Here is an 11,896-nt window from a genome sequence, read left to right as displayed (position 1 = left end):
TCTTCTCAGGATCCAAAACGGTCGCTAAATAGACCCATCTGTGATTAGTCAACTGAATATAAGTGATATCTGTTTGCCAAACACCACTCAAATCATGCAAGTGTCTAATCAGATTGGGCTTTTGATCGACCGTCACCACAGTTTTTGGCTTGCGATAACGTTTTTGCATGCGTGATCTAATCCCTAATTCACGCATTAATTTGAGTGTCATATATTCAGATATTTTTGGACAGTCATTGTTTAGGTGACTATAAGCAGCAATACGACGATAGCCATAAAATTTAAAGGTTTTCCAAACGTCTAAAATATGAGGTTTCAGGGATTCTCTACGCTTTTCTTGTCGACTGGGCTGCCAATGGCGCCAATTGTAATAGGTACTAGATTTGATTTTAAGTGCACTTACAATACGCACAAGCGCGTAGCCTTGTGCTAAAAATTGATTAACTAGCGGCAATCCCACATTACGGACTATTTTTTGGCTAGTAAGATGGCCGCTCGCTTTAAAATTTCGTTTTCTTCCTCCAAAATAGCGAGGCGCTTCTCTAGTTGCTTGACGTCTTTTAAAGTCTTTGACTGACCCTTGATCATGATTGGGGTAGCTTGTTTAACCCAAATAGCAATAGAATCTTTCGACGGACCAAATTCTTCTGCTAATGATTTAAGTGAACGGCCTTCTTGGTGAAGTTTAACCAATGAATCTTTGAAATCTTGTGAATAACGAATTGACATAAAAATACTCCTATACTTTCATTTTACGGACTGAATAAAAATAGTCCATTTTTTTAGTATAAGAGCAGTCTTCCAAGCAGCCATTGGTTGGTATATCAATTTTTATAATCGCAATCGTATCTCAAATGTTGCCTAAGTAACTGAATAAAAATAGTCCAATTTATTGACTTCTGAGCAGCCGCTGAAGCTATTAAATTATTGAAAGGAATCAGCCTTTTAAAAAGTCAACAAAGAAATTCTGCTTTAATTCATATTAGGGTATCACAAATACTTTACAAATATGTTTTACGTCGCATCAAAAACCAGCAAATTAGACTTAGTGTAGCAGAGATAATCAATACGGCTAAAACACCATAAGAAGACTTTTCAAACGGGACATGGACATTGATTCCCCAAAAGCCAAAAATAATTGCTGGAATAGTCAGAACAATTGATATCTCGGTTAGGGTTTTCATAATCATGTTTAGCTGATACGAAATCATATTGTTTATCATATTTTCCAAAGTGTCCAAATATTGGCTGTAACCTAAAATGATTCTATCCATTGTATCACTTGTATCGTATAACTCATCAATTATTTTTTTAGTACTAAAATCAATATCGTCAATAGTTGTGAAATTTTTTTTAATGAAATCAAGCGCTTTATGGTTAGCTTTATAAGTTGTTGACAAAGCTATCATGTATTTTTGAAGAGTCAATAAATCACCAAACGTTGGTCTGAGTGAACCGGACGTTGATATTTCTGAGTCTAAATCATCAATTTTTTCCTTGACTCCACGAAGGTCGTTAAGCATCACATAGAAATCTTTTTTCATGATCCTTAAAAGTACTTCCTCCACGAAATGATTGACATCACGTAAAAACATATTGGATAAGAGTTCGGGAATGAATTTTAATTTTTGTTTTGTAAAAATTATCAACTTATTTTTAAATACCAAGAAAACAACCGATGTCGTCAGATTATCTAGATGCCCACCTTCATGTACCTCGGGAAACAAAAAACTTACGAGCAAACTTTTTTCATCGTTCTGATCTATCATCGTGTCATATGCAACTTGATCATCAAACGTTAGTATATTGCCTATTTTAAAGTCATATTTATGTTCAGAAGATTCGATATATTCTCGTTCGTCACCATAAACATAAACAACAGCAGAATTTTTGATATTTGATTCTGACGAAACTAATAATGTATCTTTTGTTAAGGAATAAGTTTTCAGCATTGTAATCCTCCTGCTTTATATTTTTCTCAAAAATAAATGCGTAATTGTTTTGGAATAAATACGTTATCAGTTTTAAAAACATTTTGTCTTATGTATGATAACCTGCCAAAAATTTTATCTCACACATTATCTAGACAAGCTTGTCTCCAGCTTCTAATGTATTATCTAATTTGTAATTATAGACCTTTTTCAAATTCAAATTTAGTGACAGCCTAGTATGGTAACTAGTACATAACCAGACAATTAGAAATATTCCTTTTCATTGTTAATCGTATTAAAGTTGATTTTAGATAAATACTTTTTATGTAGATATCGATTATTTTCCAAAGACAACTTGTCTACTATTAATAATTCTCACTCTATTTATAACACTTTTATCCAAAATTAAACTTAAACTTATATTTAGAAAATATCTCTTCTAAGTCTTGTGCCATTGTTCGTGTTTAACCCCACAACGAATGATGTTTTTATTTTATTTCAATACCTTTTTTTCTCAAATTTTCAATACATTCAATTAAATAATTATGGTCGTGTTCAGGATAAATAGGATAAGTTGATACTTCAATAGGTAGGGACTTATAAGGGATCATATTATTTCCACGATACAAGGGATTTAGCCAATTTTCATTCGGTTTGTATCCGCGATTTAACATCTCCGTCATAACTAATTTGTGGTATTTAAACAATTTATATGGAGAGTAAATAAAGACATAATCCACTGTTGCGTGCCTTTTCCCCCACCCGCCGCCACGAAGTGCACAGCACTCTCTATGTTGTCCAAGCAATTGTTGACGTGGTAATTTTGTAATTAACGATTCGTGCCATAACCTCATTTTTTGTCTACCTTTCTAAGATTAGAATTGTTAGTAATTCCGAGTTAACATAATGTGTTTTCCTTTACATTAATAGCTGGTAATAGCTTATCGGCTTACCACTCAAAGGGCTCAAAATAAATACTGCTATCAGCAACGCCTCTATTTTTTTCAAAGAATTTCGCCAATATTTGGTCATGGCATGCGGACCAGCCAGCAAATAGATACCATTTTTTTGCATCATGTCCAGATAATATTTATTGTATTTTTCTGTATTTAGTTATTCGATGATATCGAGGCTAATATGTCAGTCTTCCAAGCAGCCATTGGTTGGTATATCAATTTTTATAATCGCAATCGTATCTCAAATGTTGCTTAATTAACTGAATAAAAATAGTCCAATTTATTGACTTCTGAGCATTAGTAAATGCTACTATTATGACGCTATATTTTTTAACTTATTATATTTCTTTCCGAATTTTTCTGCATTAGGCAAATTTTAACATCATTGTTAATAATAATGATAGTATAGAAGCCGATTGCTAAAAGAAATTATTGATGATCTGAAAGTTCAATTACCAGATGTTTGCAATGAGATGTTAAAGATAGTGAAAGGTAGAAAATTCCTTAGTGAAAAAAGCTAAGCAGTTATTTTATTAAAGGAGAGAACGGCAAAGCAAATTAGAGACATTGAATTAATATTTTTAGAACATTAAAAAATATTAAACGTTGCTTTTATTCTTGTAAATGAAAGGTTGATATGAATAAACAAAATAAATTAAACTTATTAACAAAAATATCGGTTTTAAGCGTTTCCCTTATTATCACAACAGGACCGGCAATTTCTCCGCTGTTGCCAGATATTAGTAACCATTATAATAATATTTCAGAGGCTGCTATTGAAAGTTTAAGTACTGTACAACAATTTTCAGTTGTCATTTCCTTAATAATTGCAAATTTTATTTCTAAAAAAATAGGTATCAAAAAAACTGTAATATTAGGGCTTTTATTGGCCGGTTTTGCAGGTGTGGTACCTTTCTTTATTGATAATTACTATGTAATATTAATTTCTAGGATTGTCTTTGGTGTAGGAGTGGGTTTTTTTAATTCTTTGGCAATTACTGTTATTGATTTACTTTATAGTGGTAGCGAAAAAACTAAATTGTTGGGTATTCGAACTTCCATGGAACAATTAGGATATGCATTGGCTAGTCTTATGATAGGAGCTTTGCTGTTACTTGGATGGCGTTTTGGCTTCTTAATTTATGTTTGGGCAATTCCAATATCATTTATTTTTTGGAAGTATGTACCTGAAGTGCAATAGAAAACCGATAAAAATAATCTGAAAAAAAATAATAGTAGTAATGAAAGTCATGGTAAAAAACAGATAGGCTTTGTATTTTTAGCCTTATTTCTCATGTTGATAACTTTATGTGATACTGGTACTAATGTGGAATTACCAAAACTATTAGCGGAGCAAAAAATAGGAACTGGAACATTATCAGGTATTATCATAGCAATGAAAACAACTATGGCGATGATAGTCGGTATTTTCTTTGGCAAAATTTATAATTTGCTTCATTGGTGGGTCGTCCCAAGTGGCATAGTGGCTTTCTTAATTGGAAGTTTAGCTATCTCACAGGGTCATTTATGGCTAGTATGCCTTGGTAGTGTAATTTCAGGAATAGGTTCGCCACTTATTGGTACATATGCATTTAAGAAAATTTCTGAAACTGCTCCGAGTGGGAAAGAGAACGCAATAAATACAATGGTATTAATTGGTTTCAATGCGGGATCTTTTGTTGCACCGATAGCATTAACCACTGGAGGTAATATATTTGGCGAAACCGTTAAAAGTGATTTTTACTTTATGGCTTCAATTTTTGCAATTCTGTTAGTGATAGTTATCAGTCAAAAAATAATTAGTCGTAATCAGACACACAATAAATCAATATAATTAACCAAATTAAGATTTGTGATTACAAGGGTAGATGAAAGAAATTCGTAAGAAAATTAGCGAACAAACACAAAAATCGTTACAAAAATTTGTTGATGACAATCCTGATTTTAAAAAAACAAAAACACAAAAAGGACCAACTATTCAACGCTAAACATAAAAAACGCCTTTTAAGGGCGTTTTTTTAGGTTTTGACGTTTGAGAAACGCATTCTAAGTCCAGTTTTTATTAATAAATGGGTCAATGTCCGCTAAATGAATATATAAACTGTGTCATAACTTAACAGTTGTGTCGCCTTTTTTTATAGCCTATAATTAAAGGGATTGTAGAGCGTCATAACTTAATGACGTAAGTGACAGAGAAAATGAGGTTAGTACAATGAAATATGGCTATGCACGTGTAAGTACAAGTGATCAAAAATTGGAAAATCAGATTTCTATTCTGGAAGAAGCTGGTGCTGAAAAAATTTATCAAGAAAAATTTACAGGAACAACAACTAAACGTCCAGAGTTTAAAAAATTAATCCAACAGCTAACGTCTGGAGATATGTTGATTGTGACTAAGTTAGATCGCTTTGCTAGAAATACACGTGAAGCACTTGAAATTATTCAAGATTTATTTGAACGAGGAATCAAGGTTAATATATTAAACATGGGACTGATTGACAGTACACCAACTGGTCAGCTTATATTTACAATATTTAGTGCATTTGCGCAATTTGAGCGTGATATGATCGTGACGCGTACCCAAGAAGGGAAAAATTATGCTAAGCAAAAGGACCCAAAATTTAAGGAGGGGCGTCCAAAAACATATAGTGATGAACAGATTAATTTTGCTTATGAATTACGAGAACAGGGTATGACATACAAAATGATTTATCGAAAAACAGGTATCAGTATTCGGACACAACAAAGACGATTTAGAGAGTTGAAGAAAGAATAGAAAATACGAGTTTAGGTTTTGGTAGATTGCAAGAATTAACCGAACACTGCAAACTGCTGAAAAACCTTTCGTGGTGATTGCCAGTTGAGTGTTTTCATTGGTCTCGCATTGATCCAATGATTAATTTGATCTAATTCTTTGGCGCTAACTGTTTCAATTTTGCGTTCTTTCGGTATAAAACGACGGACGTATCGATTTAATATCTCATTACTCCCACGTTCTTCTGGTGAATATGGGTGCGCAAAATACATCGGAATTCCTAGTTTTTGCTCGATTTCGTTATATTTTGCAAATTCTCGCCCACGATCAACAGTAATTGACTTGGCATTTTTGATCCCTTGAAAAAAACGAATTAAGACTGCTGTCACTGCCTGACTATTGTGCCCAGTGACCTGTCTCACGATATGTTGCCGGCTTAGTCTTTCAGTAATTGTCACCAGCACATCGCCACGTCTTTTACCCGATTGCATGGTGTCAACTTCAAAATGTCCAAAGGTTTGTCGTGCTTTGACACTTTCAGGTCTCGTTTCAATCGAACGACCATGTACAAATACTTGTCGTCTACCATCAGATTGACGCTTTTGACGGGTACCTTTGTCAGGTAAATCAGCTAATGATAGTTTGAGTCGACCAGCATTGAGCCAATTATAAATCGTTTTGAAAGGTAACACTAAAACATGCGTAGCGGTTTCTGGTGACCACTTCAATATACCAATGTGGTGATTCAAAAAGACAGCGATAGCTGGTGTTAGCGTGTCATGACGACCACGTAGATGACGTTTTTTCAATGCCAAAGCATGATCAATCTCGGCTTTATAGGGTGTAACTTGATGAATTTCAATCGAAACGGTTGAAGGAGAGCGTTTAATAAAGCGCGCAATGGCACGAACAGAATAATTCAATTCGAGTAAAGTTTGAATGACAGTGCATTCTTGAGATGATAAACTAGTCATGAGTCGTAGTTCCTTTATGGTTGTTTTAGACAATTCCCATTAAAGGCGCTGCGGCTTTTTTATTCAAGTGTTCGGTTTAATTTTACAATCTACCTTTTATTAAAATGCTATCTAAAAACTGTTAAATGGTAATATGGTACAATAATTAGGCAAGCAAGTTAAGGCGTTGGTGAGTCCAATAGCAGGGGGTGGTGCTTATGTATTTAACCTCATGTTATAAGAGAGGATAAAACCAACAATGGTCTTTTGGACCGCGGTAATTGTGTTAATTACGGCTTTAGTTGGTTTGGCTACTAAAGTAGTTGAACTAATCAAAGAGATTAACAAGCCTAAGAAATAGGCAAACAAAAACCCCTTAACTTTGAGAGGTAATAGGGGTTTAAGTTATTTTAAATTTAAACAATATCATCAACGCCTGAGCGGGCTTGTGATTTAAAGGCATGTGTCTCTATCACATGTCTTTTTTGGTTACATTTATTATAACACGATTTGCTAAAACATACATAATTAACAACCCATAACTGATATAAATATCTACTATGCCCATATTGGTTAACATAATTACCACTATCGAAAATAACGCTGTGACAGGCTTTATCAGGGGTTGTTTTTCCTTGTGAAATCGGAAAATTCACAAACTCATTTGGAGGCAGTTTTGGTCGTTCACAAAGTCGCTAATTTTGCATTTTTCACAAAGCTACAATTTTTAGACCAATTTTCAATTAGTTATTTTTTTCTACTGTTTCTATGCTAGATTTGATAATCTTTTTTTCTGCTATTGGCAATTCAGAAATGTATTCTTCGACAATATCGTTGATTACTTCATATATTTTTTTGCTTTGAAGTGTTGCAATTGTACTAATGGCCGTGTGTGTGTTTAGTGGAAGTCGAATGGATTTAGGAAGTTCTTTGCTCGTTAATCTTTTGTTGGGTAGTTTGAGTAGATCTTCAGGCATTGTGCGGGGTGTTTCATCAGCAATTTCTGGAGTTATGTTTTCTGGTCGTTCTGTACGTTTTTTTCGAAATGCCCCTAATCCGATTTCTTCTGTCATATTAATTATCTCCTATTAGTTAAAAATGTTAATACGTTCAAGTAGTTCATTAATTAGTTCACTATAAATTGCATGTACACGTTTATCGTGTATGTCTTTTGTATTATCTGTTATACCTGTTCTATCAAAACGTTTGAGTCGATTCATTTGTTTAATGTGTGTATTGAATAAATTATTCTTTCCAAAGATTTCAGTAGCGTCTTGTAACACGTCTAAATCGAGTTCTGAACCGTTCTGTTGTAGGACTGGTAAAATTCCGAGTAAATCAATATTTAACTTATAGTCATCTTGTAATTGTAGTAAGTGATCAATATATTTTTCTGCACCTTTTAAAGCTCTTTCTTGTGTTTGTAAAATAACAATCACAAAATCACTAGCAACCAGTGCATTATCAGTAAATTTGTTTAATTGCGGTGGAATATCTAGGAATACGAAATCGTATTTTTCTTTTATTTTTTCTATAAAGGTTGATAACTGATGATCTTGAGAAAAATCATCTGAAAAATTTTCATAAAGGTAGTGTTCGTATTGTTGTAGGTCAGAATATGAAGGTAATAAGTCTAAATTGTCTTTTACAGTGATTAATGCTTCATCTGGATTGTTATTTTTTATGGATTCAAATAAAGTCTCCTTAAATACTGTTTTTTTCTTATAGATATTAGTCATTGTATTTAGGAGTAAATCAGTTGCATTAGCTTGTGGATCTAAATCAATGAGTAATACTTTTTTATCCAATTTTGATAAAGTGTACGAGAGCATTACTGAATTGGTGGTTTTTCCTACTCCGCCTTTGAAATTACCAGTAGTAATAACGTATGTCATAAAAAATCTCCTTTTATAAAGATATAAAAATATAAATTTATACTTTTATAATAATATAAAAGTGGAAAAATATAATTTTATATTTTAATTATCTGCAGGTTGCACATCTTGAAAACAGTAGGTTTTTCTTGATTTATAAATTTATAATATCATAAATTTATAAGATTAGCAATTTATAAAAATATAACTTTATAAAAATATAAATTTATAAAAGATTTGGGTACGTGACAACTTTATAAAGTTGTTGACATGGAAATATTGGTACGGTATATTTGAGTCATAAAAATGAATAAAGAAAAAGCCACCAAGGATTGCCGTCCTTGATAGCCACGCATTTCTTATTTGCTTTAAGTTATGTGTCTATATTATACAATATTTCCTTTATGTTGTAAATGTGGTTGATTTCAAAAATAGTGAAGCCAAACACTCTAAGGGGTATGGCATATATGACGTGTAGGGGGTAGTTACCTTGAGTAATTCGGAAGATCCAAATCGCTGTATATGGTGTACGAAAAAATAGACAAGCGGGATTTTCCCTACCGCTACCGTAAAAAAACACAGGGCGTTACACAGAAGTTGTAGTCATACCAACGGTGTAATTGTAGGTGAGAGCGACCATAATAAACGGCTTGGGTTAGGAATAATGAATGTGTTACGGCACATGGAGCTTAATCAATCCTATGTTGTCAGCGTTAAGCAATATACGATATAGGAGCCATCAGGGCATTATTTGATGGTGTGATCGAAAAGTAGATCAGTTGGTTAAGATGCAGAAATGCAAAAACTCGTATGATATGCGATATACACGAATGACCGAGATGACGGCAAAGTGTACCGTAGGTTTTTTCTACTTTAACAGTAGGGAAAACTTTGCTCAACCAACTCAGTTCCCTCAAATCAAACAAAGCATTAGTTTAGTTTGATGTCAAACATTAATTATTAGGTAGGGCTATATTTATATAACAAATATATTTATTATTCTTTTTCAAGTTTTTTTATTGAAAAAGATTTTTTTATTTTAGAGATTATTTGACTTAAAAATTGATTTTATGATATTTTTTATACTAAATATTTTTTAGTATTAGGAGAAAATAATGTCTGAATCAGTAGTTAAAGCAAGTTTTTGTATTGATAGACGACTTTTGAGTGAAGTAGAGAGGTTAAGAAATTTTGAAAATTCTGCACTTTCGCAAGTTGCTCATAAGTCAATAATTCGGAATGTTTTTTATCTAGGGCTGAACTGATTAGGCTACTTTTATTTTTTGATTGACAAGACTGATTCTTTCGTTGTTGAACCAATGAATATATTTGTACACATCTAAAATTAGATGTGCAATCGCTGGAAACCGGCATTGATAAATCATTTCACGCTTTAATAGGGAGTGAAAACTTTCAATTTTGGCATTATCATATGGATGTCCTAGTTTTGAATACGAATGATCAATTTTATGTCGCTTTAACAAATTTTCAAAGCCAAAACTAGTGAACTGACTGCCCATATCAGTGTGTAAATAATTTGGTTTTTTATCAGTTGACAGCGATCTTTGCAGTGTTGTTACTACCAATTTGGTATCCATCGTGGCACTGATTTGATGGGCTAATATCTTACGCGTTTGTAACTCTAAAACTGACGCTAAATAGACCCACTGACCATTACTCAACTTTAAATAAGTAATGTCCATGATCCAAGCGTTGGCTTCGGGTAAATGTCTGATTAAGTTGGGACGTTGACGATAATCAACAGTTGTCGTTGGTTTGTTAAATCGACGACTCATGACAGAGTATATGCCAGCTTCTCGCATTAAACGACGAACTTGGTTGGTTCCATGATGCAAATTCAGATCAGCTAATGCTAATCGCAGACGTGGCGCGCCATAAGCTTTATAGTTATTTTGCCAAATTTCACGCAACAATGCTTTTAAGATCGTGTCTTCTCGTTGTCATTGTCTCTCAGTATAGTGAACCCAATCAAAGTAGGTGCTTTTGGGTATTTTGAGTAGGCGAAGCACCATCATGAGTTTAAAATGCTGTTTTGGCAATGATTGGACAATAGGAAAATGGGTCTTACGTGTTACTTGCGATGTTCGCCCAGCAAAAGGGCCGCAATTTTTAAAATTTCGTTTTCTTCTTTGAGTCTTGCGACTTCTTTCTGCATTGCATTAAATTGGGCACGAGTCACTGGCTTACCGGTAACGTCCGTCCCAATGATTTGGGCTTTTTTCACCCAACCCGTGACGGTTTGTACAGCCAAATGGTATTCATTGGCTAGAGAATTAGCAGAACGTCCCTCGTTATACAAGGCAACAATTGATGCCTTAAATTCTGTTGAGTATCGCTTAGCTTTCATAATATAAAAAAACTCCTATACTTGATTATCTCGGATTATGCCCTAGAAATAAAGCGGTCCGGATTTTCAGTATACGAGCAACTTGATGTTAAAACCTATAGTATAGTTTTGGTTAACTTGCTACTTAACACGTTATTTTTTTATTATTATAACTTGTGAAAAATTCAAAAAAAACGTAAAAACTAGTGATTTATGATGAGGTATGTTATATATAATTATATTAGTCATACGTGCATTATATTGGCATCAGGTTAGCACTAATTTAATGCAATTATAAAAACAAACCCAGTGATAGTTAATTATAGAAATTTTAATATAAACTTTACATTATAAGTTTATTTTGTTACACTTATTACGTATCAAGTATAGCATATTGGGTAAGCAGGGAGGTCGCTATGACTAAAGATAGTACGAAAAAAGATAAGAATGAAGAAGAAGATAATTCATTCAGCACTCAGAAAGAAGTTAAGGGTAGGCCAGAACCAGCAGACTATAAAAAAGCAGATTGATTTTGATTAACCGGCAAGCAATACTTAAATGTTACGCTAATATCAAATAAGACGTGAGCAGCTAAATTTCTAATAATTTAGCTGCTTTTTTTGTGAATTTATTGATTAACATTTAAGAAAGGTCACTGGTTGATGCTCAGAAGTCAATAAATCGGACTACTTGTAATTCAGTTAATTAGGCAACATTTGACGTAGAGCGTTTAAATATAGCGTTGTACTTTCTTTTAACTATAAGTCAGAAGTGTATACGTAATTATGTCGATTAACAATGATATGATATATATTTATAATTATTGACGCGGTGTCTTTTTATCATCAAAAACCACTGGGACAAAGGCACAGTGCAAGTGAGGAGTGGTCTCATCATAATGCACCACCGCGGCCACGGCATTTTCTTGACCATAGCGGTCATTCAGAAAATTAGTGGTTGCTTCAAAAAAGGCGCTCTGTTGCTCGTAGGGGGCTTCTGTGAGTTCTTCAGGTAAAGTGACTATCCACGTCGCTAACGCCTTCACATCGTCTCTTTTCATGCAATAAACGTCATTTAAAC

At 33.4% G+C, this 11,896-nt stretch carries 11 protein-coding genes and 3 pseudogenes; 3 read left to right on the top strand and 11 right to left on the bottom strand.

Annotated features, from left to right (window positions below; all coding sequences use genetic code 11):
• The 5 genes and pseudogenes from HF966_RS08920 to HF966_RS08775 form a co-directional block, all read right to left on the bottom strand.
• Positions 1 to 211: pseudogene (locus tag HF966_RS08920) on the bottom strand (IS3-like element IS1163 family transposase); the annotation flags it as partial.
• Positions 212 to 214: 3 nt separating this feature from the next.
• Positions 215 to 412 (bottom strand): annotated as a pseudogene (locus HF966_RS09030) (hypothetical protein); the annotation flags it as partial.
• Between the two features lie 56 nt (positions 413 to 468).
• On the bottom strand, positions 469 to 729 hold the full coding sequence (locus HF966_RS08785; RefSeq protein ID WP_042252108.1) for a transposase: 261 nt from the start codon (positions 727 to 729) through the stop codon (positions 469 to 471).
• 272 nt (positions 730 to 1,001) lie between these two features.
• On the bottom strand, positions 1,002 to 1,952 hold the full coding sequence (locus tag HF966_RS08780; RefSeq protein WP_168678005.1) for a magnesium transporter CorA family protein: 951 nt from the start codon (positions 1,950 to 1,952) through the stop codon (positions 1,002 to 1,004).
• Positions 1,953 to 2,419: 467 nt separating this feature from the next.
• Positions 2,420 to 2,785, bottom strand: coding sequence for a TIGR02328 family protein (locus HF966_RS08775; protein WP_168678003.1), 366 nt, complete (start codon positions 2,783 to 2,785; stop codon positions 2,420 to 2,422).
• 739 nt (positions 2,786 to 3,524) lie between these two features.
• Here HF966_RS08775 and HF966_RS08915 point away from each other — a divergent pair.
• The 3 genes from HF966_RS08915 to HF966_RS08765 all read left to right on the top strand — a co-directional run bounded on the left by HF966_RS08915 (position 3,525) and on the right by HF966_RS08765 (position 5,663).
• Positions 3,525 to 4,088 carry an MFS transporter gene (locus HF966_RS08915; protein ID WP_246586719.1) on the top strand — a complete coding sequence of 188 codons (564 nt, stop codon included), beginning with the start codon at positions 3,525 to 3,527 and terminating at the stop codon, positions 4,086 to 4,088.
• 93 nt (positions 4,089 to 4,181) lie between these two features.
• Positions 4,182 to 4,721 (top strand): MFS transporter, encoded by a 540-nt coding sequence (locus tag HF966_RS08910; RefSeq protein ID WP_345719095.1) that lies wholly within the window; start codon positions 4,182 to 4,184, stop codon positions 4,719 to 4,721.
• A gap of 378 nt (positions 4,722 to 5,099) precedes the next feature.
• Entirely contained in the window at positions 5,100 to 5,663 is a 564-nt protein-coding gene (locus tag HF966_RS08765) for a recombinase family protein (protein ID WP_168678001.1), read from the top strand.
• Between the two features lie 35 nt (positions 5,664 to 5,698).
• Here HF966_RS08765 and HF966_RS08760 read toward each other — a convergent pair whose 3' ends face one another.
• From HF966_RS08760 to HF966_RS08735, 6 genes and pseudogenes are all read right to left on the bottom strand, one after another.
• Positions 5,699 to 6,616: an IS30 family transposase gene (locus HF966_RS08760; RefSeq protein WP_168677999.1), complete on the bottom strand. Its 918-nt coding sequence runs from the start codon at positions 6,614 to 6,616 to the stop codon at positions 5,699 to 5,701.
• Positions 6,617 to 7,338: 722 nt separating this feature from the next.
• Entirely contained in the window at positions 7,339 to 7,668 is a 330-nt protein-coding gene (locus HF966_RS08755; protein ID WP_168677997.1) for a hypothetical protein, read from the bottom strand.
• Between the two features lie 15 nt (positions 7,669 to 7,683).
• The gene (locus HF966_RS08750) at positions 7,684 to 8,490 is read right to left on the bottom strand and encodes a ParA family protein (protein WP_168677995.1); all 807 of its coding nucleotides are present in this window, start codon (positions 8,488 to 8,490) and stop codon (positions 7,684 to 7,686) included.
• Between the two features lie 1,244 nt (positions 8,491 to 9,734).
• Positions 9,735 to 10,415 (bottom strand): IS3 family transposase, encoded by a 681-nt coding sequence (locus HF966_RS08745; RefSeq protein ID WP_281418521.1) that lies wholly within the window; start codon positions 10,413 to 10,415, stop codon positions 9,735 to 9,737.
• A gap of 146 nt (positions 10,416 to 10,561) precedes the next feature.
• On the bottom strand, positions 10,562 to 10,837 hold the full coding sequence (locus tag HF966_RS08740) for a transposase (protein WP_168677991.1): 276 nt from the start codon (positions 10,835 to 10,837) through the stop codon (positions 10,562 to 10,564).
• Positions 10,838 to 11,651: 814 nt separating this feature from the next.
• Positions 11,652 to 11,896, bottom strand: a pseudogene (locus HF966_RS08735) (plasmid recombination protein); the annotation flags it as partial.

The sequence above is a fragment of the Leuconostoc holzapfelii genome (genome assembly GCF_012396485.1).
Taxonomy (GTDB): Bacteria; Bacillota; Bacilli; order Lactobacillales; family Lactobacillaceae; genus Leuconostoc; species Leuconostoc holzapfelii.
Note: the sequence above shows the minus strand (reverse complement) of the source record. Positions and strands in the feature narration are given on the sequence as shown.